The following is a 26,103-nucleotide window of genomic DNA, read 5'->3' as shown; positions in this document are numbered from 1 at the left end:
GGCACACGAAGAGACCTGTCCGGGACATGTCCGGGACAGGCTCGGCGGGGTGTCTGTCGCCCTCTGTGCGCATATGCGCCACCAGGGGAGGTGGACCCTACCAACAGGCAGGGGGTTAACCCCCTTTGAGGCAGGGGGCGCACCGGATCGAAGGCGCGGGGATCCCTCCGTAGCGTCGTGGGTCCACCCGATCGCACCTCACCCCAGGGACGTCCCATGCACTCCCCGTCCGGCGGAGTCCCGCCGAAGCCCGGTACTTCGGGTATCGAGTACCCCGGGTATCCAGATTCTCCGGAGCTGGAGCTGGAGCCGGAGCCGGAGCCCGTCGCGTACGAGGGCCCGGTCCCGCGCGTGCCGCGCGACGAGGTCCGGCGCCGACTGCTGACGGCCGCCGCGCGCTCCTTCGCCGAACGCGGTTACGCGGACAGCCGGTTGGAGGACATCGCCAACGCCGCCGGCTTCACCAAGGGCGCCGTCTACTCGAACTTCGCCGGTAAGCAGGAGCTGTTCGGCGCCATCCTCGGCGACGGCGCCGACAGCGAGTTCACCGCCGTCATGGCGGAGATCGGCGACGCCGAGGAACCGGCCGACGCGGTCGGCCTGGCCGCCCGTACGGTCGCGCGCCGCATCGTGGGCGACGCCGAACGCGGCCAGCTCGGACTTGAGTTCGCGGCGCGCGCCGCCCGCGACGAGCGGACCAGGGCCGTCCTCACTCCGCTGCGCCGGGCCCAGCGCGCCGCCGCGGCCCGCTCGATCGAGACCGTCGCCGCCCGCACCGGAATCCGGCCCGCCGTACGGCCCGAGTTGGCCGCCCTGATCCTGCACTGCCTGTGCAACGGCCTGTCGAACGAGTGCATCGCCGATCCGGAGGGGGTCGGCGCCGACACCGTGGAGGAGGCGCTCGCCGCCGTCCTCACCGCGCTGATCGACCCGTACGCCCCGTCGGCCGCGCCCTCCGCGCCACCCGAAGCGGAACCCGCACAACCGTCCGCCCACTCCGACCGTTCCCACGGCTGAAGGAACCTTTCGATGGCCACCCTGCTCCACTCCCTCGGCCGGACGGCGTTCCGGCACCGAGGCGGCTTCCTCATCGGCTGGCTGCTCCTGATCGCGCTGGCGGTCGGCGGCCTCGCCACCTTCGGCTCGCATCGCGACAGCGAGGCCACCATCCCCGGCTCCCAGTCGCAGCAGGGCATCGACGTACTGGAGAAGTCGCAGCCCGCGGCGACCGGTGTCACGGCGCAGCTCGTCTTCGTCGCGCCTGAGGGGGCGACCGTCGACGACCCCGCAGTCCGCGCCGTCATCCAGCGGACCGTACGCGATGCCGCGAAGGCGCCCCAGGTCCAGACCGCCGTCGACCCGTTCGACGCGAAGTCCGTCTCCGCCGACCGGCGTACGGCGCTCGCCCAGGTGCTCTACCCGGTCACACGCGACGCGTTGGAGGACTCCAGCGTGACCGCCCTGGAGAAGATCGCCGGTGCGGCGCGGACCGACGGCCTCCGGGCCGAGGTCGGCGGCACGATCTACAGCACCGCCGGGCTGGCCGTCGGCATCGGCGAGGTGATCGGCCTCGGTGTGGCGATCCTCGTGCTCGTCCTCACCTTCGGCTCCCTCCTGGCCGCCGGACTGCCCCTGCTCACCGCCCTGATCGGGCTGACCGTCGGGCTGATGGGGCTGCTCCCGGTCTCCCACGTCGCCACGGTCTCCTCCACCGCGCCGAGCCTGGCCCTGATGGTCGGCCTCGCGGTGGGTATCGACTACGCCCTGCTCATCCTCTCCCGGCACCGCACCCAACTGGCCGACGGGATGGACGCCGAGGAGTCCGCGGCCCGCGCCACGGGGACCGCCGGCGGCGCGGTGGTCTTCGCCGGACTCACCGTGATCATCGCGCTGTCCGGGCTGTCCGTCGTCGGCATTCCGTTCCTGAGCGTCATGGGGCTGGCCGCCGCCGGCACCGTCCTGATGGCGGTGGCCGTGGCGATCACTCTGCTGCCCGCGCTGTTCGGCTTCGCCGGGACGCGGCTGCGGCCGAGGCCCGGCTCGCGGGCCGAGCGCCGCGAGCGCGCGGTGGCCGGCGGCCGGCGGATGTCCGGCGGCGAGCGCTGGGCCCGGCTGGTCACCCGCAGGCCGCTCGCCACTGTGATCACCGTGGTCGTCGCGCTCGGCGTGGTCGCGCTCCCGGCCGCCCAACTCGCCCTGGCCATGCCCGACAACGGAACAGCCGCGCCCGATTCGACCCAGCGCAAGGCGTACGACCTGATCTCCGACGCCTTCGGCCCCGGCCGCAACGGCCGCCTCCTCGTCCTCGTCCAGAGCGCGGACGGCGACCCGGCACCCGCCGCGACCGAGGTAGCGACCGGCCTGAAGCGACTCGACCTGCCCGAAGTCGTCTCGGTCAGCGCGCCCGAGGTGAGCGAGGACGGGAGTACGGCGATTCTGACCGTGGTCCCGAAGGCCGGTCCGCGCGACGAGCGTACGGAGGGACTGGTCCGGGACATCCGCGCCGAGACACCGGAACTCGCCGCGAAGACGGACACCGAGATCCTGGTCACCGGCTCCACCGCCGCGGCGATCGACGTCTCGGACCGGCTCAGCGCGTCCCTGCTGCCGTTCGCGTCGATCGTCGTCGGCCTGGCGCTGCTCCTTCTGCTCCTGGTCTTCCGCTCGCTCGTCGTCCCGCTCAAGGCGGCCTTCGGGTTCCTGCTCTCGGTGGGGGCGGCGTTCGGCGCGGTCGTCGCCGTCTTCCAGTGGGGCTGGCTCGCCGACCTGATCGGTGTGCCGACCGCGGGACCGGTGTTCAGCTTCATGCCGATCGTCCTGATCGCCGTCCTGTTCGGGCTGGCGATGGACTACGAGGTCTTCCTCGTGTCCCGGATGCGGGAGGACTACGTCCACACGGGCAAGCCGTACGAGTCGGTGATCGCCGGGTCCCGGCACGCCTCCCGGGTCGTCACGGCCGCCGCGCTGATCATGTTCGCGGTGTTCGCGAGCTTCGTGACCGCCGACGACCTCACGCTCAAGCCCATCGCCTTCGGCCTCGCCGTCGGCATCGTGGTCGACGCGTTCCTGGTCCGGATGACACTGGTGCCGGCCGTCCTCGCGCTGGTCGGCAAGGGCGCTTGGTGGCTGCCCCGCCCGCTCGACCGGCTGCTGCCCGACCTGGACATCGAGGGCGCCAAGCTGGACCGGCCGGACGGGGTGGACGACCGACGAGGGCTCATGAACGTCCGCACATGAAAACGTCCGCAAAACGTCCGCACCTGCAGTGTGCCCTTGACCTGAATCATGGTTGAGGTATGAGGCTGGAACCGTCCTGGAGATCACCTCGGAAGGAACGGCCATGCGTGCTGTCGTGCTGTACCAGTTCGGTCCACCGGAGAACTTCCGCTTCGAGACCGTGCCCGACCCCGTGCCGGGCCCTGACCAGGTCCGTATCGCGGTGAAGGCGGCGGGCGTCCACCAGATCGAGACGGCGATGCGGGAAGGGCTGCCGATCGGGCCGCCGCTCCCGGAACTCCCGGCGATCTTCGGCGGCGAGGTGGCGGGCGTGGTGGAGTCGGTCGGGACGGGCGTGGACGCGGCCTGGGTGGGCGCCGACGTGGTCACCGCGCTCGGCTCGCCGGGAGGCTACGCCGAGCGGGCCGTCGCCGATGTCTCGGCGCTGCACCGCATCCCGGACGGACTGGACCACGCGTCCGCCGTCGCCATGGTCGTCACCGGCTCCACCACCGTCGGCCTCCTCGACATCGCGGCACTCACCCGCGACGACGTCGTCCTCGTCACCTCGGCCGCGGGCGGCGTCGGACGCCTGGTCCTCCAGTTCGCCCGCCGCATCGGCGCCACGGTCGTCGGCGCGTCCGGCGGACCGGCGAAGACCGCGGCGGTACGGGAACTGGGCGCCGATCTCGCCGTCGACTACAACCGTCCCGACTGGCCGGACACCGTCCGCGAGGCCCTGGGCGACCGGCACGTCACCGTCGTGGTGGACGGCGTCGAGGGGGAGAAGGGACGGGCGGCCTTCGAGCTGCTGGGCGAGGGCGGGCGGTACGTCACCATCGGGGCGTCGTCGCGCGAGCCGTTCCGGCCGGACGAGGCGGAGCTGACCCGGCGAGGGGTGACGTTCACCGACGCCCTGGCCCTGCTCATCGCAGGGCAGGACGGGCCCGCCGACGAGGCCCGCGCGCTGGCGGCAGCCGCCGACGGGACCATGGTGCCCGCCGTCCAGACCTTCCCCCTGTCGCAGGCGGGCGCGGCACACACCGCGCTGAAGGCACGGGCGACGACGGGGAAGGTGGTGCTTGTTCCGGATGGCGGGTGAGGGGTGAGGGGTGAGGGGTGAGGGGTGAGGGGTGAGGGGTGAGGGGTGACGGACGGCGGGTGAGGGGTGGCGGGTGGCGGGTGGTGCAGATCGCTGGGTGACCGGGGCGGCGGGTGGTGGCGAGAAGGCCCTTACGCCATTGAGTTGAATGGGCATACCATCGGTCCCCGCATGTACGCCATCACACCGCTCGAATTCGCCGCGCTCGCCGTCGCCGCCGCAGTGGTCGGTTTCTCCAAGACCGCCGTCAGCGGCGCCAACACCGTGAGCCTCGCCGTCTTCGCCGCCGTCCTGCCCGCCCGCGAGTCCACCGGGGTCCTGCTCCCCATCCTCATCTTCGGAGACGTGCTCGCCGTCCTCACCTACCGCCGGCACGCCCACTGGCCCACCCTGTGGCGGCTGTTCCCCGCGGTCGGCGTGGGCGTGCTCGTCGGCACCGTGTTCCTGATGTGGGCGGACGACGCCCAGGTGCGGACGTCGATCGGGGCGATCCTGCTGCTGATGGCCGGGGTCACGGTGTGGCGGCGCCGGGTGGCGGACGCCGACGAGGAGCCGGACACGGTCGGCTCACGCGCGGGTCGCGTCAAGGCGCGTTCGTACGGGGTGCTCGGCGGGTTCACCACGATGGTCGCGAACGCCGGCGGGCCCGTCATGTCGATGTATCTCCTCTCGGCGGGCTTCCGCAAGCTCGGCTTCCTGGGGACGTCGGCGTGGTTCTTCCTCATCGTCAACACCTCCAAGCTCCCGTTCAGCGTGGGCCTCGGCCTGATCGACGCCCGCTCGCTGCTCCTGGACGCGGCCCTCGTCCTGTTCGTCCTGCCCGGCGCGCTCGTCGGCAAGCTGTGCGTGGACCGCATCAATCAGCGGCTGTTCGAACGCCTGGTGATCGGCGCGACGGTCCTGGGCGGCGTCCAACTGCTGGTCCGATGAGACCGCCGGCGCACATCCTCGTACTCGGCGGCACCACGGAGGCCCGCCGACTCGCCGCCACCCTCACCGGGACACCTGGCGAGACATCGGGCGACACATCCGGCGACACATCGGGCGTACGGGTCACGACCTCGCTCGCGGGCCGTGTGTCCCGCCCCGGTGACCTGCCCGGCGAGGTCCGCGTCGGAGGCTTCGGCGGCACCGAAGGACTGGCCGCGTGGCTGCGCGAGCACCGGGTGAGCGCCCTCGTCGACGCCACGCACCCCTTCGCCGCCACCATCAGCGAGCACGCCGTACGCGCCGCCGACGCCGCCGGCGTCCCCGCCGTACTGCTCCGCAGGCCAGGGTGGCTGCCCGGCCCCGGCGACCGCTGGCACGACGCCGCGTCCCTGGACGGTGCGGCCCGCCGGCTGCCCGCACTCGGCAACCGGGTCTTCCTCACCACCGGGCGCACCGGACTTGCCGCCTTCGCCGCACTCGACGGCCTCCGCTTCCTCGTACGCTCCGTCGAGCCGCCCGCGCCGCCGCTGCCCCGGCACGCCGAAGTCCTGCTGGCGCGGGGCCCGTTCACCGTCGAGGGTGAGACGGCGCTGTTGCGGGACCGGCGGATCGACGTGCTCGTCACCAAGGACAGCGGCGGCACCGCCACGGCCGCCAAACTCACCGCGGCGCGCACACTCGGCGTACCCGTCCTCGTCGTACGGAGACCGCCGCCACCCGCAGGCGCGACCGTCGCCGATGACGTGCCCCAGGTTCTCGCGCTGCTCAGGGCGCACGGACTGCCGGACTGAGAACCGGGTTCACGCCGACGCGGTGGCCGTTGCCGGCCGTCCCGACGGCAGGTTCGCAGCCAGATCCTCCGCCAGGAGCCGCTTCGCGATCACGTCCACGGCCGCCCGCAGATCCGTGCCCGGCGGGCGCCCCCTGTCCTGCTCAAGCCGGCCGTTCAGCCAGTGGGCCCACGCCTTCGTGATGACCTCCGCCTCCCGCTCGCCCGCCGCCGTGTGCGAGAACAGCGAGCCGGCGCGCGTGAGGTACCCCTCCTGCACCATCCGGTCGAAGACGGGCACCAGCACCTCGGGCGGCATCTGGCGGCGGGCCGCGATCAGCCCCAGACTCGCGTGCCCGACCAGCCGTGTGAACATCTCGACCTGCATCACGGCCCACGCCCCCGCCGTGTCGAGCCGGGTGTCCGACTCCGCGAGGATATGGCGGGCGGTGTCCGGGCCCGCGCTGCTCAGGATGCCCGCGACCGAGCCCTCAAGGACCTTCTGCGAATCGCCGGACGACGGCTGCGCGAACCCCTCACCCATGTCCGCCGACCCCATCCTGGCACTGTCCCGGAGCGGCACCTGCTTCAGGAACAGCGCCACCACGAAGCCCACCAGCGCCACCGGAACCGTCCACAGGAACACGGTCTGGAGGGTGTCCGCGTACGCGTTGATGATCGGGGCCGACGCGGTCGGCGGCAGCCGGTGCAGCCCCTCCGGGCTCTGCGACGCCTTGGCGATCACCGCCGGACCCGCGTCTCCCGTACGGACCGCCGAAGACACCCCGTCGGCGAGGTTCGGTTTCAGTGTGTTGGTGTAGATGGTGCCGAACACGGCCGTGCCGAACGAGCTGCCCAGGGTCCGGAAGAACGTGACACCCGAGGTGGCGGTGCCCAGATCCGCGTACTCGACGGTGTTCTGCACGGCGATCGTCAGCACCTGCATGCACAGGCCGATGCCCGTACCGAGCACGAACATGTACAGCGACGACAGCCATGTACTCGTACCGGGACCCATCAGGGACAGCAGATACAGGCCCGCCGCCATCACCAGCGCCCCCACGATCGGGAACATCCGGTACGCGCCCGTCTTGCTGACCACATTGCCGCTGAACACCGAGGCGATGAGCAGCCCGATGACCATCGGCAGCGTGCGCACACCGGAGATGGTCGCCGAGTCCCCGTCGACGTACTGGAGGAACGTCGGCAGGAACGTCATCGCGCCGAGCATCGCGAAGCCGACGATGAAACTGAGCACCGAGCAGACGGTGAACACCGGGTTCTGGAACAGCCGCATCGGCAGCATCGGCTGCTCCGCGCGGGTCTCCACCCAGCAGAACAGGCCGAGCGCGACGACACCGCCCACGAACAGCCCGATGATGACGGCGGAGTTCCACGCGTACTCGTTGCCGCCCCAACTCGTCGCCAGGATCAGCGCGCTCGCGCCGACCGCGACCAGCGCGATGCCCACATAGTCGATGACGGGCCGCACCGCCGACTTCACCACCGGGATGGTGCGGGCCGCCGCGATGACCACCAGGATCGCGATGGGCACATTGACGTAGAACGCCCAGCGCCAGGTCAGATGGTCTGTGAACAACCCGCCGAGCAGCGGCCCGATCACGGTGGCGACCCCGAACACGGCCCCGATCGCACCCTGGTACTTGCCGCGCTCACGCAGCGGGATCACATCGGCGATCAGCGCCATCGCGGTCACCATCAGACCGCCCGCGCCGATCCCCTGCATCGCCCGCCAGGAGATGAGCAGCGTCATGTTCGTTGCCAGACCGCACAGGAACGACCCGGTGATGAAGACGATCGCCGAGATCTGGAAGATCACCTTGCGGCCGAACAGGTCACCGAACTTGCCCACGAGCACCGTCGCGACGGTCTCCGCCAGCAGATACGACGTCACCACCCACGACATATGGGCGGCCCCGCCGAGATCCGACACGATCGTCGGCAGTGCCGTACCCACGATGGTCTGGTCGAGTGCGGCAAGGAGCATGCCCAGCATGATCGTCACGAAGACGACATTGCGGCGGCGGCGGTCCAGGACCGGCGGCGCCGTCGCAGCGCCCCCGGTGGCGGCCGGAGCCGCGTCAGCGGTGGTGGTCACATCCCACACCTTCACACCACCGGCGGTCACCCGCATGCGGGACCATCCGCACCGGTGACACCCCCTGCGGCAGGTTCTACTCCCGGGGATGCCTGCGCAGCAGGTAGGTGTCCATGATCCAGCCCTTCCGCTCCCGGGCCTCGGCACGCACCTGTTCGATACGGGGCCCGGCCTCGGCGAGCGGCCCGGACACCAGGATCTCGTCGGGCGTACCGATGTAGGCACCCCAGTAGATGTACAGGTCCTGATCGGGGTCCTCATCGGCGTACCGCCGGAACGCCTGGTGCGCGTCGAGCATCACGACGACATCGTCCACGCCCTCGGGAAACCCCTCCGCGAGCCGGCGCCCGGTGGTGATCTGCACGGGCCGCGCCACCCGGTTCAGACCCGTCCGGTGCCGCGCCACGAGCGCCGACACACTGCTGATCCCGGGCACCACGTCGTAGGTGAAGGTGACCGTGCCCCGGTCCAGGACCTCGTCCAGGATGCCGAGCGTGCTGTCGTACAGCGCGGGATCGCCCCACACCAGGAAGGCCCCCGACTCGTCCTCGCCGACCTCCTCCGCGATCAGCCGCTCGTACAGATCGGCACGGCGGCTGCGCCAGTCCCCGACGGCGGGGGAGTACGCGGCGCCCTCCGCCTTCCGGTCCCGCTCCGGGTCGCGCGCCTCGACCAGCCGGTACGCGGCCGGGTCCGGCAGATGCGCGGCGAGGATGTCGCGCCGCAGCCCCACCAGGTCGGCCTTCTCCTCACCCTTGTCGAGCACGAAGAACACCTCGGTGCTCCGCAGCGCCTTGACGGCTTGGAGGGTGAGGTGGTCGGGGTCGCCCGCACCGATGCCGATTACGTGGATCTTTCGCACGGGTCGAGTCTTCCGTACGGCGACGTACGGCCGGTGGTCAGGTGCGGATACGCAGCCGGGGCGCCGCCGCGACGGGGTCCACCGGCGACTCGCCTCGCTCCACCCGGTCGGCCAACTCCCGTGCCCAGGAGGCGAGTCCGACGCCGTCCATCCCGTACGGACACGTCGTCCCGGACGCCACGCACCACTCCTCCACCGCGCCCGCCCCGCGCCGCAGCAGCCGGGCACCGCCGGTCGCGTTGCCGCGCGCCGCGTGGGTCAGGCCGACCGCGAGCTGTGCCAGGCCCCGCCAGAGCTGCCTTTCGCCGTCGGGCCCGCTCTTCCAGGCGTCCTCGAAGACCTCGTGCGCGTGGAACGGCCTGCCCGCGTCGAGCAGCCGCTGCGCCTCCGAGACCGTCGCCTCCGGTGCGCGGACCACTCCCTCCGGCTGCCGGGCCACGCCCTCCGCGCCGTAGGGCAGGGGGCGCCCGAGACCGTCGCGTGGGCGCGCGTTCCGCGCCCGCCCCTCGGCGTCACGGTCCCGGGCCCCGCCTGCTGTGTCCCTCATACGGCGATTGTCCCGCACCACCGCCCCGTACCGTCCGGCACCACCGCCCCGCACCCCCGTCCGCACCGGCTCGGGCATCCGCTCGGGTGGGGTAAAGTTCTGTTCGCGTGATCACGCGGGACACCGCACCGGATCACGACGGGACGTGGCGCAGCTTGGTAGCGCACTTGACTGGGGGTCAAGGGGTCGCAGGTTCAAATCCTGTCGTCCCGACTCGTGAGAGTCGCAGATCAGGGGTGGTTTCGGAATCTTCCGAAACCACCCCTTGGTCGTTTTGGGGACCCATTGGGTGATTACCTGACAAGTAATCAGTAGGGGGCAATTTCCTGCAAGCCCTCTATATGCCTACGACATGATGCGCTGTCATATTCCTGCCAGATTGCCCCGTTCATCTCGTTGTACCCATCAGGGGAAGGCAGGAAAATGGGCAGATTCAGGTACGGAACTACAGGTTCGGCCATCGCACTGGCCGCCTTGGGATCGCTCGTGGCCGCGGGAGGCACTGCTCACGCGGAAGCGGGTCAGGACACCATCACCATGCTGAAGCAGGAGAAGTCCCAGTGGTGCTGGGTCGCCTCCGGGCTGACCATCGCCAAGTTCCACGGCTTCGGCTCCACACAGACGGACTTCTGCAGCCGGGCCCAGCCCTACTACGGCTGCGACAACCAGCCCGCCACACTCGACGACATGGCCAGGGGCTGGAACAGCCTCGGTATGACCCACCCGGGCTCGGGCCTGAACAGCGCGGCCACGTTCAACCAGGTGTACACCGACGTCAAGGCGGCCCGGCCGATCGGCGCCCGCATCGGATGGACGTCCGGTGGTGGCCACATGAACGTGGTCTACGGCTTCGACACGTCGAACAACACGATCGCCGTGGCCGACCCGTGGCCGGACACCACCACCTACACGTGGTGGAACTACAACGACTACGTGAGCAACAGCTCGTCCAAGTGGACCCACTCCCGCATCGGTATCTCCGGCTAAGGCAGGCGACATGCGCGACATCAGCGGTACCGGAATGCCCAGCGAGCGGGCTGCCTCTCGCCTCTCCCGTCTGTCGGTCGTCATCGCAGTGAGCGCGTCCGCGCTGCTGTCCGTCGTCGGTCCGACGTACGCGGCCCCGGCCAAGGACCCCCTCCCGGCCGACATCCCCGACTACCAGGCCGCCCTCGACGCGGTGAAGTCCACCGACGTCCGCAACGCCGTCTGCCGTTTCCTGCGCACTCCGGTGCCCACCGGCGACGCCGGCACCCCGGTGCAGCCGATCCCCGAGACGGCCGAGCCCTGTCAGGGCCTTCCGATCTTCACGATCAAGGACCCACTGGCGCGGAACGAGATCACCCCCGGGTTCGCCGCGGGCACTGCCCAACCGCTGCCCACCGAGGCGGTCAAGCTGACACAGTTGGTCTCCTCGCTGAGCACCACCGTCAACGGCCGCAACGCCACCGTCATGCTCGCCCCCACCCGGGGCGGCGGCTGGCACCTGGCGGCCGTGCGCGACGGCGACAGTGACGCCACCTACGCGGGCAAGGCCACCGCGGGCACTCTGGTCTTCACCGAGCCGCAGATCCGCGGCTGGTACCAGCTCAAGCTCCTCACCGTCGAGCCACTCAACGACCAAGCCCGGCAAGGACTGGGCGGCAAGACGTCGGTGTCGCTCAGCGAGTACCAGAAACTGGTGAAGGCCCGCTACGCCGACAAGCAGCCCGGCTCCGAGTACGACGCCAAGGGCTACTCCAGCGGCTACAGCCTCCGGGGGACGGAGGATGACGACGCCTCGTCCTCCACCCTGCTCCTCGCCGGCGGTTCCGGAACGGCACTCGCCCTCGTGGGCGGAGCCGCCGTGCTCCGTCGGCGCCGGCGTACAAGCACCGGCTGAACCGGGGGAGACCCGACGGCCACGTAATTACAGAGCGGGGGTGGTTCCGGAAGATTCCGGAACCACCCCCGCTCCCGCTGCCCGCCGCGCACTCTCAGGAAGGCGTCGCCGAGGTGCTGTCGGAAGGTGTCGGGCTTGTGCTCTGTGACGGTGTCCCGCTCTGGTCGGGGGCCTTCTCCTTGTCGTTGCTGCCGCATGCGCTCAGTGCGGCCACCAGGGCGAACACCGCCACGCCTGCCTTGATGGTGTGCCGACGCGAAGATCCGGGACGGGACATCTTGGCCATGCGTCACTCCCTCTGCCTCATCGGAGTCCGGGCGGACGACACCGCATCACCCGGCAACGTGAACTCTCCCTCCAGTGTATGGATCAGGAACAGCAGCCCCCCGAATTCGGTGACGCACACCGGCAGAGTTCGGCCAATCTTCGTCACAGTGGGCGCGCTGCGGCCTGTTCACTGCTGTTTCAGCTTTGCCCATCGCTCCGCGGAGAGAGTGAACTCGCTGATTTCGATTCTTTCTTGTTTCTCCCGTTCGAAGACGCTGTGCTGCCGCACATACAGGAACCCGAGATGCTCCAGAAGCCGCGCGGAACGCGTGTTGCGTACGTCGCATTCCGCCAGGGTCGTCCGCAGGTCCTGGGCGAACAGCTCGGCGAGCACGCCACGGACGGCCTCGGACGCGAAGCCCTGCCCCTGCCGGGCACGGGCGATACTGAAGCCCAACTCGGCTTTCACGCCGCCCGGATGCCGATTCACCGCGATATCGCCTATGAGGCGTTCGTCCTGCTTCAGCTCGACCGCGTAGGGAAACCAACCCGGACGGGTGGGATCGCGGCGGGCGTATTCACCGACGAGGCGACGCGCCGATGCGAGAGGGAGCGGAAAATCCCAGTTCTGATAGCGGGCGACTTCGCGATCCGAGCGATAGGCGGCGAAATCCGCAACGTCGCGTGGAAGGAAACGTCGGAGCCGGAGCCGTGAAGTTTCAATCTGCACCGGACGAGGATTCCAGGGCTGTGTGCCACTGGGAAGTACTCCCATGAGAAACCGTCCCGGATCGACTGATCAGCCCTCGGTCCAGCTGTGGTTCTTCGCGAACTGGGCCAGTCCGACGCGGGTCCGCACAAGTTGCTCGCCGGTGAGCGACGGGTCCGACTCCAGAAGGACCTCGGTGACCTCCCGAAGGAACTCCTCCGCGCTGAGTACGTCGCACAGCGAATCGTCGTACGGGGTCGGCGGCTTGCCTTCCGTTCCCGGGGCGAGACGGACCGCGGATGCCTTCGGCCCGCGGTCACCGTCCTCGATCTCGAACTCCACCCGCACACCGGGGCGTACGTACTCCTCCGCCACATGCATATCGTTCACGTGCAGGAACACATCGTCCCCGCCGCCTTCTGGCGCGATGAATCCATAACCCCGCGCACTGTCAAAACGCACCACACGACCGGCAACCATGACACCTCCCACCGGAATCGGGCCCCTTGCCCACGCGGGCCCCTTGCCCGGCGATTCCGGTGGAGAGCGTAGCCACGACCGTGCCGTCCGGGCGAGGCTCGTAGATGAACAGGCCCGTCAGTCGCCGCACCGGTAAAGGGTGCCCTGGGTGTACTCGTCGTTGCCGCCGAACGCGGAGGCCGGAACCGCCGTGCAGTCGGACTTCACCCATGCGCGTACGGCGTCGACGGCCGCGTTCTTCTCGCCCTGGGTCTGCGCGTATCCCTGCCAGCCGTCGGCGCTGAGCAGGACGAAGCGCAACTGCCCTTCGGACACGAGCTTCCTGACCTCCTCCGGCGCCGGCATCGGCGAACCGCCGCTGAATCCGCCCATCGGCATCACATAGGCGCCGGTGGCCAGGATGTAGTTCCAGGACATGACGGCGGAGTCGTTGGCGAACACGAACTTCGCCCCGTCGCTGTGCCGTTGTGTGTACGCGAGCAGCTTGTGCTGGCTGTCGGTGAGGACGTCGTGCTCGTTGAGCGACGCCGCCGCGGCGGCCGTGCCACTCGGCGCGTTGCCCACCCCCACGACGTTGGCCGCCCGGCGTACCGCGCTGCCACCCGTGGCGAAGGGCCCGGCCGACGCGTCCATCGCGCTGCCCGCATACATCGGATCGAGCACCGACAGGGACCAGGCCGCGGGCCCCGCGAACATGGCGACCAGCCCCGCCGCCAGTCCGACGACGGCCGCCCTGCCCGTCCGCAGGTCCTTCCGGTGCGCCACGAGAAGCGCGGTCACCGCGACCGCGCCCGCCAGGATGAGCAGCCACGGCAGCCACGGCAGGAAGTCCGGATACAGGAAGCAGAGGAAGGCACTCCACACCATTTCCACCGCGATCACGGCGGGCAGCACCCACACCCTCCGGCCCTCCCGGTACGCCTTCCAGAAGGCCACCAGGCCGGCCCCCGACAGCGCCGCCAGGGCGGGAGCGAGCATGGCGACATAGGCGGTGTGCGGCACTTCGATGGCGCTCAGCACCAGGGCGCTGATGATCAGCCACCCTCCCCACAGGACGAATCCGCCGCGCAACCGGTCCGTACGCGGGACCTTGCGCCGCCAGCCCGCGCAGAGCACCAGGCTCGTCAGCGCCAGCGGATACAGCCAGCCCACCTGGGGGGCGAAGCGGCTGCCGAGGAGCTTGCCCGGGACCGCTCCACCGCCGGAGGGTCCGGTGCCCGGCGGTGTGCCGGGCGCCGCTGCCGGGTCCGGTGCCGCGTCCGGTGCGCCCTCGCCCTGCGGGGGACCCACCGTGTCGTTCATCTGGCTGACGGAGCCCGGGATCAGATCGCTGGAGAAGCGGTTGAGACCGTTGTAGCCGAAGACCATGCTGAAGGCGCTGTTGTTGGTGGTCCCGTCCACGTACGGCCGTTCGGATGCCGGAGTGAACGTCAGGACGGCGACCCAGGACAGGGAGACCGCGAGGGTGACCGCACCCGCGGCCAGCACATGGCCCACTCTCCGCCGCAGCGGCGCGGGAGCCACCAGGAGGTAGCCGATGGCGAGGGCGGGCAGGATCAGCCACGCCTGGAGCATCTTGGCCTGGAAGCCGAGGCCGATCCACACCCCGGCGAGCAGGAGCGGGCGCAACCGTGCGCTGAACATGGCGCGCTGGCAGGCATCGGCGGCCAGGACCAGACACATGGTCATCGCCCCGTCCCCCATGGTGTGCCCGAACATCGAGGCGACGGCGGGGGTCAGCGTCATGATGCCGGCGGCCAGCAGACCCGGTACGACGCCCACCCACAGACGTACCACGCGATAGAGCACCAGGACGCTGATCACGCCCTCGATGACCTGGGGGAGCGTCAGCGACCAGGCGTGGAAGCCGAAGACGCGCGCGGACAGGGCCTGCGGCCAGAGGAAGCCGCCGATCTTGTCGAGAGTGACGGTGGCGCCCGGGTCCAGGGCGCCGAAGAAGAAGGCCGGCCAGCTCTCCGACATGCTGCGGGCCGCGACCGCGTAGAAGGGGGCATAGCCGCTGGTGGTGATGTTCCAGGAGTAGAGCAGGGCTGCCAGGGCGGCGATGCCCAGCAGCGCCGGTCGTGCCCAACGGGGCTGATCCGCGGGGGACTTCCACACCTCCCAGCGGCTGCGTCCGCCGGTCGAGGGTGGTTCGTGCTCCGGCGATCGTGCGTCGGGGAGGTCCAGCGAGGTACTCATACCGGGCCGCATTCGCTGCCGCGTGAAGTGTCCATGGCGGAAAGTTAGGGTGTTCGTCGCGTTGTCCACCACGGCTCGGCGGAAGCCGACGAGCAGGTTGGCCGATCAGCGTCCCCGCCATTCCGGTTTCCGTTTCTCGGCGAACGCACGCGGCCCCTCGATCGCGTCGGCGCTGTGCATACGCCGCTCCTCCCACGGGTAGCGGGCCGCGAACGCCTCCTCCAAGGACAGACCGGCGGACCGCGTGGCCGCCTCCTTGATGGCCCGCACCGCCAGCGGAGCGCTGCGCACCAGGTCGGCCACCCACGTCTCCGCGCAGTCGTCAAGATCCTCGGGTGGTGCGACCTCGTTGACGAGGCCGAGTGCGTAGGCCCGCCGGGCATCCATCGGGCGCCCGGTCAGCAGATGCCCCATCGCCGTCTTCCACGGCAGTTGCCTCGTCAGCCGGAACACACCTCCGGCTCCCGCGACAAGTCCGAGCGTGGCCTCGGGCAGGGCGAAGCTCGCGTCCTCGGAGGCCACCACGATGTCGCAGGCCAAGGCGAGTTCGAAACCACCACCCAGGGCGTAGCCACGCACTTTCGCGACGACGGGCTTGGTCAGGTCGAAGCGTTCGGTGAGCCGTGGCCAGCCGGGTCTGCCCCGGCTTCCGAAGGTGGAGGGCGCGGCGAGCCCTGCCTGCTCCCTGACGGCCAGTTCCTTGAGGTCCTGGCCCACGGAGAAGGCGCGGGTGCCCTCGCCGGAGAGCAGGGCCACCCACATGTCGTCGTCGGCTTCGAAGTCGTCCCATATCTCGCCGAGTTCCTCGTGCATACGCAGATCCATGGCATTGAGGACATGCGGCCGGTTCATGGTGATCCGGGCGACGTGCCCTGCCTTTTCGTAGCGCACTCGCGACAGATTCTTCATAACGGCCACTGTAGAGATCCTCAATGGCCGGAGTGGGCCCGACAATGGTCGGAGTGGTCCTGACAATGGCCGGAGTGGGCCCGGCGGATACCCCGTCGCTCGCGACAGGTCACCCCGCGCGCCGCTCACGAGCAGCGAGCCGCCCACGTTCCAGCAGCGTACGTCAAGTAATCGATGCGCCCGAATGTTCAACCGGAGCGCGGACGCAGTTGAACGCGCGTACCGCCGGAATCGCATATTGATATTCGGCGCACGGCCGGGTCATAGTGCAACGGCGAGCGCATTCCGCGCTGTCGGCGCCTGTCCGTGGTACGCGAGCAATGTGCAGGAGGGGCCGTGCTCCAGCTCACCGATGGTGACGTGGACGAACTCATCGAAACGGTCGATGTCGTAGCCGCCGTACGTGACGTGTTCCTGGCGCACGCGGCACAGCGCACGGTGCTCCCCGAGGAGAGCTGCCTGCGCTGGACCAACGACCAGGGTGAGTCCTGTCGTAGCCTCAACATGCCCGGCCTGGTCGAGATCGGCGGCAGACGCTTCGCCGGCACGAAGATCATCAACGCGAGTCTGGGCAACCCGGACCGCGGCCTGGCGCGCGCCGACGGCGTCGTCCTCCTCTTCGATCTCACCACCGCCCGGCCGGTCTGCCTCATGCCGGCGGCCCGCGTGTCGGCCGCGCGCACCGCGGCGGTGAGCGTGCTCTCGGCGGAGCTGTGCTGGGCCCGCCCCGCACGATCCGTCGCGGTCGTGGGCGCCGGAGCGCTCGCCGAGGCCCATCTCGCCCTGGCGCTGCGGCGCTGGCCGTCCCTGCGGACGGTCCGGCTCCACGACCGGGTCCCCGCACGCGCGGCGCTCCTCGCCGAACGCCTGGCAGCCGCCCACCCGGGGGCCGCCTTCGAGGTCACCGGGACAGCCGAACAGGCCGTACGTGAAGCGGAGTTGGTCATCCCGGCCACGACGACCACGACCGGATACATCCCCGCGGAATGGATCGCGCGGGGGGCCGTCGTCGTCAACGTGTCCCTCGACGACCTGCTGCCCGACGCGTTCACGGCCGCCGACAAGGTGATCGTCGACGACTGGAGCCTCGTCGCGGCCGACACCACCCGGCTGCTCGGCAGGATGTACCGCGACGGCGACGTACTGCCGCCGCCCCGCCGACGCGCCGCCGATACGGCGGGCCCCCACGCCGTGGAGGTCGCCGCCGAACTCTGCGACATCATCAGCGGCACCGCGACACCCCGCACCTCCGCCACCGACCGCGTCGTGATCAACCCGTTCGGGATGTCACTGCACGACGTGGCGGTCGCGGGCCAGATCTACACAGCACATCTCGGCACGGCGCCGACTCCCCCCGTGGGAGCCGCCATGACATGACACAGCCAGCTCCTGCTTTGACCGGCGATGTACCTGCGCAGACGCGCCCATCGCCCGGTGAGGAGTGCGAACCAGCGTTCGCTGCGGCAGCGCAGAGCACACAGCAGCAATCCCATGTGCGGATGTCGATGTCGAAGGATCGCGACCGGCTGTGCCCCTGAGGCACGGCTCGGCCAGCACCTTCTCAACGGGCCGGAGAGAAATTCTCGATGGCGTATCCGAAAAGCAGTCATCCCCCGCAGAGCACGGAGAGGTAATTCCAGCATGGAAAAACTGACACTCGACGCGACCGAAATCAGCGCGGTCACGGAACTCCTCGACTCGATCGAGGAAGATTTCGAAACCCTTGATTCCGAGAGCGCGATGCACCGGGCCACCCTGCTCGCCCACGAACTGCCCCGCCGGATAAGGCATCATCTCAACGCGTTCCGGCTGGAGCAGCTCCCCGGTGTGCTGTGCATATCCGGCTACCAGGTCGACGAGAACCGGCTCGGGCGCACCCCCGCCCACTGGCGCGGACAGGCGCAGCCCTCGCCGAGCCACCGGGAGGAACTCCTCCTCATGATGTACAGCTCACTGCTCGGCGACCCCTTCTGCTGGGCGACCCAGCAGGACGGGCGGCTGATCCACGACATCGTCCCGATCCAGGGCCACGAACACGAGCAGCTCGGCTCCAGCAGCCAGGCACTGCTGACCTGGCACACCGAGGACGCCTTCCACCCGCTCAGGGGCGACTTCCTGTCGTTCGCCTGCCTCAGGAACCCCTACCAGGCCGCGACGACCGTCGGATACGCCGACGACCTGCACCTGCCCGACGACGTCAGGGACGTGCTCTTCCAGCAGCGCTTCACCATCCGCCCCGACGAGTCCCACCTCAGCAAGAACAACTCCGTCTCCGACGCGGAAGCGTTCGAGGACATCGAGAAGATGCAGAGCAACCCCGAGCGGGTGGCCGTGCTCTTCGGCGTCCCGGACCAGCCCTACATCCGGGCCGACCCCTACTTCATGGGCGTTCCCGAGGACGACGACGAGGCGCGCTTCGCCCTGGACGCGCTGTGCAAGGCGATGGACGAGGCCATGTTCGACGTCGTTCTCGCCGGCGGAGACTTCTGCTTCCTCGACAACTTCCGCGTCGTCCACGGCCGCAAGCCCTTCACCGCACGCCACGACGGGACGGACCGCTGGCTCAAGCGGATCAACGTCACCGGCGACCTGCGCAAGTCACGCGCCGCCCGGGACGCCAGGGCGATCCGAGCGGGAGCGTGAGCCGATGACACCACGGGAACCCGATCCGATGACATCGGACGTGACCGAGTCGGGCACGGAGCCCGCGAAGAGGGAGGGCACCTCATGAGGCTCCGGCCCGCGCCCCTGGAGGACTGGCTTCGCGAGTCCTACTTCACCGCGGACATCGACATCAGTTCCAGCGGCGTCCACTCGTACTCCATGGCGGAGCTGCGCGACCTGACGGCGCTGCGCCACGAGGACCTCGACCGCCTCGTCTTCGACGACGGCTACTCCCTCGGTGCTCCCGCCGTGAGGGCCGCCGTCAGCCGGCACAGGGGCGGCGTCGACCCGGACCGGGTCATGACGACGAGCGGCTCCGGCGAAGCACTGTCCCTGGTGATGTCCGCACTGCTGACGGCCGGCGACGAGGTCGTCGTCGTCCAGCCCGGCTACCACCTTCTCGTCGAGTACGCGGTCGCGCTCGGCTCCACGATCAAGAACTGGCGCCTCGACCCGGAGCGGGACTGGCGGCCGTCGCTGGACGAGCTGGCCGGCCTGGTCACCGGGCGGACCAAGGCGATCATCGTCAACTTCCCGCAGAACCCGACCGGCACCACCGTCTCCGAGGCCGACCTGCACAGCATCGTCGCCCTGGCCCGCGACACCGGCGCCTACCTCCTGTGGGACGGCGCCTTCAACGACCTCACCTACGGCACACCGCCCCTGCCCGACGTCTCCGCGCTCTACGAGCGGGCCGTCAGCTTCGGCAGCTTCTCCAAGTCGTTCGGACTCCCCGGACTCCGCTTCGGCTGGTGCGTCGCCCCACCCGAGCTGCTGACGGACTGCGTCCACATCCGCGACTACACCACGCTCCATGTGTCGCCGCTCAACGAACTACTCGCCCAGGCCGTACTGGAAAACGCCCAGTCCTTCATCCAGCCACGGCTCGACCAGGCCCGCGCCAACCGCGCACTGCTGCTCGACTGGGCGGCCACCCACTCCGACCTCGTCTCGCTCACCGCGCCGGACGGCGGTGTCAGCGCGTTCCCCCGGCTCATCGACGTACCGGACGTCGACGCCTTCTGCGACGCCCTGTTCCAGAAACGAGGGGTGCTCGTCATCCCCGGATCGTGCTTCGGCAGCCCTCAGCACATCCGGGTCGGCTTCGGCGGCCGGACGGACCAGCTGACCCAAGGCCTGGAACGCCTGGCGGACGCCCTGAAGGAGGCCCGCCGCTGAGCCGTACGCAACCCTGCTCCCTCGCGCGAGCGACGCCTTTGTCCTCGCGTGTCCCTCGCGCGAGGGAGCGACCGATCACTGTGCGGAGGGACGGCCGCGCGGTGGGCCGACTGCCATAATGACCGGCGTGAACCGTGCGACAGCCTGGCGTGACAGCTGGCCCGGAGTGCTACGGCGGGCCTCGGCGCTCCCGCGCAACGCCGTGTTCATCTCCACACTGTGCGTGCTCGCGGTCGCCGAATCGCTCGCCGAGCTGGTCGCCGTCCGCGGCTCGATCCCCCGGATGTTCGCGGACACCTCACAGCACGCGACGCAGAACGGAAGCGTCGGCGGTGTCCAACTCGCCATGGTCATCGGCCTGTTGTGCCTGTGCACCGCACTGCCCCTGGCCCTCCTGCGGCCCGTCCTCGCCGGACTCACGGTGACCGCCGCGAGCTTCGGCTCGCTCACGATCTTCCACACCCTGACACTCGCCGGCTTCGCCGCCCAGCTGATCGCCCAGTACCGCCTCGGCCGCTGCGGACACACCCTGACGGCGATGCTCTTCACCACACCGTTCCTCGCACTGGCCCTCGCCGAACCCTCGGACACCGACTACCGGGTGCGCACGGTGCTCCTCGCCTCACTGGCCCCGATGGCCGCGTTCACCGGTCTCGCCCGACGCGCGCGACAAGGGGACCGGGAACACAACGCCATCCGCGAAGTCATGGTCGGCAGCCAATGGGAGAACGCCGCCCGCGAGGAGCGCGCCCGTATCGTCCGCGAACTGCACGACGTCGTCGGCCACCACGTCTCCATGATCGCCGTGCAGGCCGAGACGGCCCGCGTGGCCACCCCCGGCATGCCCGCCGCAGGCGGTGAGCGGCTGCTCGGCATCGGCGACACCGCCCGCGCCGCCCTCACGGAAATGCGCCGCCTGCTCGGCGTACTGCGCGACGACGACGAGCCCGCCACCGGCGGCGAACGACGGCCGCAACCCGACCTCACCCAGCTCAACGACCTGCTCGACGAGGCCCGCAAAGCCTCCACCGCCACCATCCGGCTCATCCTCAGCGGCATCCCGCGCCCCATGGGTCCAGGGATCGAGCTGGCCGCCTACCGCATCGTCCAGGAGTCCCTCACCAACGCCCGCAAGCACGCCATGGGCGCACCGGTCGACGTGGAGCTGCACTACGCCCACGACACCCTGCACCTCAGCATCCGCGACAACGGCCCCGGAGCGCCGCCCACGACACCGGACGGTGGCTACGGCCTGCTCGGGATGCGGGAGCGGGTAGCCGCGGCCGGCGGGCTGATCACCACGGGTCCCGCGGACTCCGGTGGGTTCCTCGTCGAAGCCAGTTTCCCCGCCGAGCCGGAACGGACCACATGACCTCCCCGCCGACACCCATCCGCGTCGTCATCGCGGACGACCACCTGGTCGTCCGCACCGGATTCGCCGCACTCCTCGACTCCCAGCCGGAATTCACCATCGTGGAGACCGCCACCACCGGCGTCGACGCGGTCCGTGTCTGCCGCGAGGTGTCACCCGACGTCGTCCTCATGGACATCCGTATGCCCGAGATGGACGGAATAGAGGCCACCCGGAGGCTCCTCGGTGACGCACCCGACGGGGCGAAGGTGCCGCGTGTCCTCATCCTGACGACGTTCGACCTGGACGAGTACGTCTACGACGCCCTGCGCGCCGGAGCCAGCGGCTTCCTGCTCAAGGACGCCACCGCGGAGCGGCTCTTCGACGCCGTGCGCGTCGTCGCCGCCGGAGAGGCCCTGCTCGACCCCGGGGTCACCCGCCGGCTGATCAGCGAGTTCACGCAACTCCCCGCCAGGACCCCGGCCCAGCCGCCGCCCGGCTTCAAGGTGCTCACGGCGCGGGAGACCGAGGTACTGCTGCTCGTCGCCGAAGGCATGTCCAACGGGGAGATCGCCGCGCGCCTCGTGGTCACGGAGGAGACGGTGAAGTCACACGTCAGCCGCACCCTGACCAAACTCGGTCTACGGGACCGCACCCAGGCCGTGATCGCGGCGTACGAGGCGGGACTCGTCGTCCCGGGATTCCGCAGGACCGAATAGCGACTGCTGCGGGTCGCCCCGTTTTTCCGGACTTCGCTTTGCCGTACGCCATGAGGTGTTCAACTGCGGCCCCGCGTCAGTTGAATACCGCTGCGGTGACCCCGGCCCCGCGCTGCCATCGGAACTATTGCCACTCCTGGGCGCTCTCATGGATGCTTGCGGCCGAGCGAAGCTGTGCCGCATGGAACACCGTGTGAAAATTCCCGTGAGGAGAAGAGCGCTGTGAGAGTGACGGTGCGGGCGCCGGACGACGGAGAATTCCCTGACCCGTCGGAGGACGGCCATCGAGGCGGTGGCCCGGAGGGAAACGAAGGAATTCGTCCCGGCACCATCCGGAGAATTGTCCCCTATGCAAAGCGGTATCGCTTGCGGCTGTCATTTCTCGTAGGTGCTTCCGCGCTCAGCGCACTCGTCACCGCGGCAAGTCCGCTGCTGTTCGGGATAGTCATCGACAAGGGCATCACGCCGGGCAAGATGGATATCGTGATGTGGGTCGCGGGCGCTCTTCTCGCACTCGCTCTGGTCGACGCCATGACGCAGTACTTCCAGGCGAAACTCTCCGCCCAGATCGGCGAAGGTCTCGTCTACGACCTGCGTACACAGGTCTTCCAGCACGTTCAGGCGCAGCCACTCGGATTCTTCACCCGCGCCCAGACCGGTTCCCTCGTCAGCAGGCTGAACACCGACGTCATCGGCGCCCAGCAGGCGGTCACCGTGCTGATGGCCGAGACGGTGAACACGGTACTGACGCTGACCCTGGTGCTCGCCGCGATGTTCTACCTGTCCTGGCAGCTCAGCCTGGTGGCGCTGCTGATGGTTCCGCTCTTCCTGTTCCCGGGGAAGGTCATCGGCCGGCGTATGCAGCACCTCGCCCGCGGCACCATGCAACTCAACGCGGAAATGGGCTCGTTGATGAACGAGCGCTTCAACGTCGCCGGCGCCATGCTCAACAAACTGTTCGGACGCCCCGCTCACGAAACGGCGTACTTCTCCGAACGCGCCCGTGCCGTACGGGACATCGGAGTGAAGACCAACGTCACCGCCCAGATGCTCGGCATCATCATGGGAGTCACCGCCTCCGTCACGCTCGCTCTGCTGTTCGGATTCGGCGGGGCCCTCGTCGTCAACGACGTCATCGCCCTCGGCACCCTCGTCTCCCTGGTCACCCTCGTCGGCCGCCTGTACACACCCATCCAGCAGCTCTCCAGCGTCCAGGCCAACGCCATGACCGCCCTCGTCAGCTTCGACCGGGTCTTCGAAATCCTCGATCTCGACCCGCTCGTCAAGGAACGGCCCGGAGCGATCGACCTGCCGTCCGAGGCCGGCGCGGCACCGGACGTGTCCTTCGACAGCGTCTCCTTCCGCTATCCCTCGGCCGACGAAGTCGCCCTGACCTCCCTGGAGTCCACCAACCACAGAGGTCCGGAGCGGGACGACAAGGGATGGGTACTCGACGGCATCAGCTTCCGCGCACCCGCGGGAAAACTCACCGCTCTCATCGGCCGCTCCGGCGCGGGCAAGACGACCCTCACCAACCTGATGCCCCGCTTCTACGACCCCGTCTCCGGCGCCGTACGCATCGGCGGCCACGACCTTCGCGACCTCACCATGCAGTCCCTCCAGGACACGGTCGGCGTGGTCACCCAGGACGCCCACCTGTTCCACGACACCATCCGAGCCAACCTGCTGTACGCCCGTACCGACGCCACCGAGCAGGAACTGATCGAGGCATGCCGGGCCGCACAGGTCTGGGAGGTCGTCGCATCGCTCCCCAACGGTCTGGACACCGTCGTGGGGGACCGCGGATTCCGGCTGTCGGGCGGCGAGAAACAGCGCGTAGCCCTGGCCAGACTGCTCCTCAAAGCGCCGCCCGTGGTCGTGCTCGACGAGGCGACCGCGCACCTGGACGCCGAGTCGGAGGCGGCAATTCAACGGGCGCTCAAGACCGCCCTCAAGGGCCGTACGTCAGTCGTGATCGCTCACAGGCTCTCCACCATCCGCGAGGCCGACCAGATTCTCGTCATCGACGGTGGGCAGGTCCGCGAGTGCGGGACGCACGAGACGCTGCTCGCGGCGGGAGACCTCTACGCCGACCTCTACCACACGCAGTTCGCGCGGCAGGCGAAGGAGAGCGACGACGTCGTGCTCGGCACGGCCGGTCCCTCCAGCTGACATTCGCGGCCCAGGCACCCGATCCTTTCCTGACACCTTCCGGTCCTTCTGTCCCTGCTGTTCCTTGCCTGAAACACCTGAAGAGGAGACGTCATGCGTACCGTCACTTTCGACTTCGAGAGCGCCGAAGCCCGATTCAAGGTGCTCATCAACCACGAGGAGCAGTACTCGATCTGGCCGGCCGACCTGGAGGTTCCGGGCGGCTGGACCGAGACGGGTGTCTGTGCGTCAAAGGCCGAATGCGATGCCTATCTGGAGGAGACCTGGACCGATATGCGGCCCAAGAGCCTCCGTATCGCGCTCGACGGTAAGTAGCGGGCCGCGCGGAGATGCCGCACGTATTCACCAACGGCATTCGGCTTTCCTACGAACGTTCGGGCCGCGGTGAACGGGTCCTCATGATCATGGGATCCTCAGCCGCGGGACGGGTCTGGACCCTGCACCAGACCCCCGCGCTGAACGAGGCCGGCTACCAGACCATCACGGTCGACAACCGAGGGATCGCTCCCTCGGACATTCCCCCGGGGAAATACACCCTCGATGACATGGTCGCGGACACTCAGGGTCTGATCGAAGCCCTGGATGCGGCGCCCTGCCGCATCGTGGGTGTTTCCCTGGGGGCGATGATCGCGCAGGAGTTGGCTATCCGCTCGCCACACCTGGTCAGGTGTGCCGTACTGATCGCCACCAAATCGCGTTCCGATGTCATTCGCGCCGCGCTGGGATCGGCCGAACGGGCTTTGATGCAGAGCGGAGCGACGCTGCCCGCCGATCACCACGCGGCCATGTCGGCGCTGCAAATGCTCTCTCCTTCCACTCTCAACGACGACAAGGACGTCTCGCTGTGGCTGGAGACCTTCCGGCTCTCGGGCGGCGAGAGTTCGGTCGGGCAGTCGTGGATCGAGACGGATGCCGACCGCCGCGATGCTCTGCGGGAAGTCTCCGCACCGTGTCGTGTCATCGCGTTCAGCGATGACTTCATCACCCCGCCGCATCTTGCGGCCGAGGTCGCCGATGCGATCCCGGACTGCGACTACGTGGAGATTCCCCAGAGCGGTCACTTCGGATATCTGGAACGTCCACACGAGGTGAACGCGGCAATCATCGAATTTCTGGACAAGAACTAGCGGAACCGTGTGGGGGGCGTTATGAACGGTGAACTGGACTACTGGCGTGACCGAGTGGCCGAGCTGCCGGCACTTGAGCTGCCCACGGATCGGCCGCACATGCCAGGCCAGCTCACCGAGGTGGCGACCGTCGGGTTCGGGGTACCGGCGCCGACCGCCCAGCGGTTGCGCGCACTGGCCGATGAGAGGGGAGTGACGCTTCCCCACACGATGCTCGCGGCGCTCAGCGTGCTCATCGGGCGGTACACGCGGTCGGACGACGTGGCGGTGGTCGCCGCGGGTATCGCTGATGCGGCGCGTGGCGCGAAGGGCTCGGGCCCCGGCTCCGGCTCCGGCTCCGGTGTGACGGTCCAGCGGGCGGACCTGTCCGGGGATCCGACGTTTGCGGAGCTGCTGGAGCGGATGCGGCGGGGTGGTGCGGGTGGGTCCGCCGCTGTCGACGACGCCGACGGGGGCCTGGAATCGCTTTCCGAGGACGTGCTGCGCTCATTGGCCGCCGAGCGTTCCGGCTCGCGTAGCCCTCTGTTCCAGGTCTACTTCGGCTATGTGGGTGCGGAGGGGCAGGGGGACGGGCTTTCCGGCGGGTTGGAGTCGGAGTTCGACTTGGTGGTCAGGGTCAGGGATGGGGTCAGGGGTGGGGCCGGGGGTGGGGTTGGCGATGAGGGCCTGGTGGGGGAGGTTCAGTACAGCACTGCGCTGTTCGATGCGGCGACGGTGGAGCGGCTGGCGGGTCATCTGGTGTCGGTGTTGGAGGCTGTGGCTGTTGGGGATGCGGGGCAGCGGGTGGGTGAGCTGTCGGTGCTGTCTGTGGGTGAGCGTGAGGAGTTGGTGGGTGGTGGGGTTGGTGAGGTGGTGGTGTTGCCGTCGGTGGGTGGTGTGCATGAGCTGATTGCTGAG

General features: G+C 69.4%; 24 protein-coding genes and 1 tRNA gene. 17 read left to right on the top strand and 8 right to left on the bottom strand.

Translation table 11 applies throughout. The annotated features are described in order from the left end of the window. Nucleotides 1-216 precede the first annotated feature (216 nt). From ACIQNU_RS35420 to ACIQNU_RS35400, 5 genes are all read left to right on the top strand, one after another. Entirely contained in the window at nt 217-1,017 is an 801-nt protein-coding gene (locus ACIQNU_RS35420; RefSeq protein WP_401374259.1) for a TetR/AcrR family transcriptional regulator, read from the top strand. Between the two features lie 12 nt (nt 1,018-1,029). Then, nucleotides 1,030-3,237: an MMPL family transporter gene (locus tag ACIQNU_RS35415; protein ID WP_401374256.1), complete on the top strand. Its 2,208-nt coding sequence runs from the start codon at nt 1,030-1,032 to the stop codon at nt 3,235-3,237. Nucleotides 3,238-3,340: 103 nt separating this feature from the next. Next, complete coding sequence (locus ACIQNU_RS35410) at nt 3,341-4,318, top strand: zinc-binding dehydrogenase (RefSeq protein ID WP_401374253.1); 978 nt, start codon at nt 3,341-3,343, stop codon at nt 4,316-4,318. Nucleotides 4,319-4,489: 171 nt separating this feature from the next. Then, on the top strand, nt 4,490-5,248 hold the full coding sequence (locus ACIQNU_RS35405; RefSeq protein WP_401374250.1) for a sulfite exporter TauE/SafE family protein: 759 nt from the start codon (nt 4,490-4,492) through the stop codon (nt 5,246-5,248). Further along, complete coding sequence (locus tag ACIQNU_RS35400) at nt 5,245-6,039, top strand: cobalt-precorrin-6A reductase (protein ID WP_401374248.1); 795 nt, start codon at nt 5,245-5,247, stop codon at nt 6,037-6,039. Before ACIQNU_RS35405 ends, ACIQNU_RS35400 begins: the two co-directional genes overlap by 4 nt. 9 nt (nt 6,040-6,048) lie before the next feature. Here ACIQNU_RS35400 and ACIQNU_RS35395 read toward each other — a convergent pair whose 3' ends face one another. Genes ACIQNU_RS35395 through ACIQNU_RS35385 form a run of 3 tightly spaced genes read right to left on the bottom strand, consistent with a single transcriptional unit; the run spans nt 6,049 to nt 9,545 of the window. Continuing rightward, nucleotides 6,049-8,172, bottom strand: coding sequence for an MDR family MFS transporter (locus tag ACIQNU_RS35395; RefSeq protein WP_401374245.1), 2,124 nt, complete (start codon nt 8,170-8,172; stop codon nt 6,049-6,051). Between the two features lie 40 nt (nt 8,173-8,212). Further along, the gene (gene cobF, locus ACIQNU_RS35390) at nt 8,213-8,998 is read right to left on the bottom strand and encodes a precorrin-6A synthase (deacetylating) (protein ID WP_401374242.1); all 786 of its coding nucleotides are present in this window, start codon (nt 8,996-8,998) and stop codon (nt 8,213-8,215) included. Nucleotides 8,999-9,035: 37 nt separating this feature from the next. Beyond that, complete coding sequence (locus ACIQNU_RS35385; protein WP_401374240.1) at nt 9,036-9,545, bottom strand: DUF309 domain-containing protein; 510 nt, start codon at nt 9,543-9,545, stop codon at nt 9,036-9,038. 139 nt (nt 9,546-9,684) lie between these two features. Between ACIQNU_RS35385 and ACIQNU_RS35380 the strand changes: the two genes are divergently transcribed. From ACIQNU_RS35380 to ACIQNU_RS35370, 3 genes are all read left to right on the top strand, one after another. Beyond that, nucleotides 9,685-9,758: transfer RNA gene (locus ACIQNU_RS35380), tRNA-Pro, on the top strand. Nucleotides 9,759-10,082: 324 nt separating this feature from the next. Next, nucleotides 10,083-10,532 carry a papain-like cysteine protease family protein gene (locus ACIQNU_RS35375; protein WP_401374238.1) on the top strand — a complete coding sequence of 150 codons (450 nt, stop codon included), beginning with the start codon at nt 10,083-10,085 and terminating at the stop codon, nt 10,530-10,532. A gap of 10 nt (nt 10,533-10,542) precedes the next feature. Further along, nucleotides 10,543-11,427: a hypothetical protein gene (locus ACIQNU_RS35370; protein WP_401374236.1), complete on the top strand. Its 885-nt coding sequence runs from the start codon at nt 10,543-10,545 to the stop codon at nt 11,425-11,427. Nucleotides 11,428-11,521: 94 nt separating this feature from the next. On the opposite strand, the gene ACIQNU_RS35365 is transcribed toward ACIQNU_RS35370, so the two are convergent. The 5 genes from ACIQNU_RS35365 to dpgD form a co-directional block, all read right to left on the bottom strand. Then, nucleotides 11,522-11,713 carry a hypothetical protein gene (locus ACIQNU_RS35365; RefSeq protein WP_401374233.1) on the bottom strand — a complete coding sequence of 64 codons (192 nt, stop codon included), beginning with the start codon at nt 11,711-11,713 and terminating at the stop codon, nt 11,522-11,524. A 168-nt stretch (nt 11,714-11,881) separates the two neighbouring features. Then, a complete protein-coding gene (locus ACIQNU_RS35360; RefSeq protein ID WP_401374231.1) occupies nt 11,882-12,424 on the bottom strand; it encodes a GNAT family N-acetyltransferase in 543 nt (180 codons plus the stop codon). A gap of 69 nt (nt 12,425-12,493) precedes the next feature. Then, a complete protein-coding gene (locus ACIQNU_RS35355; protein WP_401374229.1) occupies nt 12,494-12,883 on the bottom strand; it encodes a cold-shock protein in 390 nt (129 codons plus the stop codon). A 117-nt stretch (nt 12,884-13,000) separates the two neighbouring features. Then, complete coding sequence (locus ACIQNU_RS35350; RefSeq protein WP_401374227.1) at nt 13,001-15,085, bottom strand: ArnT family glycosyltransferase; 2,085 nt, start codon at nt 15,083-15,085, stop codon at nt 13,001-13,003. Between the two features lie 105 nt (nt 15,086-15,190). Then, complete coding sequence (gene dpgD / locus ACIQNU_RS35345) at nt 15,191-15,994, bottom strand: enoyl-CoA-hydratase DpgD (protein WP_401374224.1); 804 nt, start codon at nt 15,992-15,994, stop codon at nt 15,191-15,193. A 336-nt stretch (nt 15,995-16,330) separates the two neighbouring features. Between dpgD and ACIQNU_RS35340 the strand changes: the two genes are divergently transcribed. The 9 genes from ACIQNU_RS35340 to ACIQNU_RS35300 all read left to right on the top strand — a co-directional run. Further along, complete coding sequence (locus ACIQNU_RS35340; RefSeq protein ID WP_401374222.1) at nt 16,331-17,371, top strand: ornithine cyclodeaminase; 1,041 nt, start codon at nt 16,331-16,333, stop codon at nt 17,369-17,371. Between the two features lie 264 nt (nt 17,372-17,635). Continuing rightward, nucleotides 17,636-18,637, top strand: coding sequence for a guanitoxin biosynthesis L-enduracididine beta-hydroxylase GntD (gene gntD, locus ACIQNU_RS35335; protein WP_401374219.1), 1,002 nt, complete (start codon nt 17,636-17,638; stop codon nt 18,635-18,637). 84 nt (nt 18,638-18,721) lie between these two features. Then, nucleotides 18,722-19,837 (top strand): capreomycidine synthase, encoded by a 1,116-nt coding sequence (gene vioD, locus ACIQNU_RS35330; RefSeq protein WP_401374217.1) that lies wholly within the window; start codon nt 18,722-18,724, stop codon nt 19,835-19,837. Between the two features lie 127 nt (nt 19,838-19,964). Beyond that, nucleotides 19,965-21,209, top strand: a complete 1,245-nt coding sequence (locus tag ACIQNU_RS35325) for a sensor histidine kinase (protein WP_401374214.1) — start codon at nt 19,965-19,967, stop codon at nt 21,207-21,209. After that, nucleotides 21,206-21,907 (top strand): response regulator, encoded by a 702-nt coding sequence (locus ACIQNU_RS35320; protein WP_401374212.1) that lies wholly within the window; start codon nt 21,206-21,208, stop codon nt 21,905-21,907. Before ACIQNU_RS35325 ends, ACIQNU_RS35320 begins: the two co-directional genes overlap by 4 nt. 366 nt (nt 21,908-22,273) lie before the next feature. Next, entirely contained in the window at nt 22,274-24,079 is a 1,806-nt protein-coding gene (locus ACIQNU_RS35315; protein WP_401374210.1) for an ABC transporter ATP-binding protein, read from the top strand. A 93-nt stretch (nt 24,080-24,172) separates the two neighbouring features. Then, nucleotides 24,173-24,394: an MbtH family protein gene (locus tag ACIQNU_RS35310; protein WP_401374207.1), complete on the top strand. Its 222-nt coding sequence runs from the start codon at nt 24,173-24,175 to the stop codon at nt 24,392-24,394. Nucleotides 24,395-24,408: 14 nt separating this feature from the next. Continuing rightward, nucleotides 24,409-25,206 carry an alpha/beta fold hydrolase gene (locus ACIQNU_RS35305; protein ID WP_401374204.1) on the top strand — a complete coding sequence of 266 codons (798 nt, stop codon included), beginning with the start codon at nt 24,409-24,411 and terminating at the stop codon, nt 25,204-25,206. A gap of 21 nt (nt 25,207-25,227) precedes the next feature. Next, on the top strand, nt 25,228-26,103 hold an 876-nt coding region (locus ACIQNU_RS35300; RefSeq protein ID WP_401374202.1), incomplete at its 3' end, for a condensation domain-containing protein.

Origin of the sequence: Streptomyces sp. NPDC091292, assembly GCF_044757265.1 — a bacterium.
Classification (GTDB): domain Bacteria; phylum Actinomycetota; class Actinomycetes; order Streptomycetales; family Streptomycetaceae; genus Streptomyces.
This window is presented reverse-complemented; position numbering and strand designations above follow the sequence as displayed.

What these genes read in the sequence shown, in the direction of transcription:
- ACIQNU_RS35420 (WP_401374259.1), top strand. Translation starts at nt 217, where the DNA reads ATGCACTCCCCGTCCGGCGGAGTCCCGCCGAAGCCCGGTACTTCGGGT.
- ACIQNU_RS35415 (WP_401374256.1), top strand. Translation starts at nt 1,030, where the DNA reads ATGGCCACCCTGCTCCACTCCCTCGGCCGGACGGCGTTCCGGCACCGA.
- ACIQNU_RS35410 (WP_401374253.1), top strand. Translation starts at nt 3,341, where the DNA reads ATGCGTGCTGTCGTGCTGTACCAGTTCGGTCCACCGGAGAACTTCCGC.
- ACIQNU_RS35405 (WP_401374250.1), top strand. Translation starts at nt 4,490, where the DNA reads ATGTACGCCATCACACCGCTCGAATTCGCCGCGCTCGCCGTCGCCGCC.
- ACIQNU_RS35400 (WP_401374248.1), top strand. Translation starts at nt 5,245, where the DNA reads ATGAGACCGCCGGCGCACATCCTCGTACTCGGCGGCACCACGGAGGCC.
- ACIQNU_RS35395 (WP_401374245.1), bottom strand. Translation starts at nt 8,172, where the DNA reads ATGCGGGTGACCGCCGGTGGTGTGAAGGTGTGGGATGTGACCACCACC.
- ACIQNU_RS35385 (WP_401374240.1), bottom strand. Translation starts at nt 9,545, where the DNA reads ATGAGGGACACAGCAGGCGGGGCCCGGGACCGTGACGCCGAGGGGCGG.
- ACIQNU_RS35375 (WP_401374238.1), top strand. Translation starts at nt 10,083, where the DNA reads ATGCTGAAGCAGGAGAAGTCCCAGTGGTGCTGGGTCGCCTCCGGGCTG.
- ACIQNU_RS35370 (WP_401374236.1), top strand. Translation starts at nt 10,543, where the DNA reads ATGCGCGACATCAGCGGTACCGGAATGCCCAGCGAGCGGGCTGCCTCT.
- ACIQNU_RS35365 (WP_401374233.1), bottom strand. Translation starts at nt 11,713, where the DNA reads ATGGCCAAGATGTCCCGTCCCGGATCTTCGCGTCGGCACACCATCAAG.
- ACIQNU_RS35355 (WP_401374229.1), bottom strand. Translation starts at nt 12,883, where the DNA reads ATGGTTGCCGGTCGTGTGGTGCGTTTTGACAGTGCGCGGGGTTATGGA.
- ACIQNU_RS35350 (WP_401374227.1), bottom strand. Translation starts at nt 15,085, where the DNA reads ATGAGTACCTCGCTGGACCTCCCCGACGCACGATCGCCGGAGCACGAA.
- dpgD (WP_401374224.1), bottom strand. Translation starts at nt 15,994, where the DNA reads ATGAAGAATCTGTCGCGAGTGCGCTACGAAAAGGCAGGGCACGTCGCC.
- gntD (WP_401374219.1), top strand. Translation starts at nt 17,636, where the DNA reads ATGGAAAAACTGACACTCGACGCGACCGAAATCAGCGCGGTCACGGAA.
- vioD (WP_401374217.1), top strand. Translation starts at nt 18,722, where the DNA reads ATGAGGCTCCGGCCCGCGCCCCTGGAGGACTGGCTTCGCGAGTCCTAC.
- ACIQNU_RS35320 (WP_401374212.1), top strand. Translation starts at nt 21,206, where the DNA reads ATGACCTCCCCGCCGACACCCATCCGCGTCGTCATCGCGGACGACCAC.
- ACIQNU_RS35310 (WP_401374207.1), top strand. Translation starts at nt 24,173, where the DNA reads ATGCGTACCGTCACTTTCGACTTCGAGAGCGCCGAAGCCCGATTCAAG.
- ACIQNU_RS35305 (WP_401374204.1), top strand. Translation starts at nt 24,409, where the DNA reads ATGCCGCACGTATTCACCAACGGCATTCGGCTTTCCTACGAACGTTCG.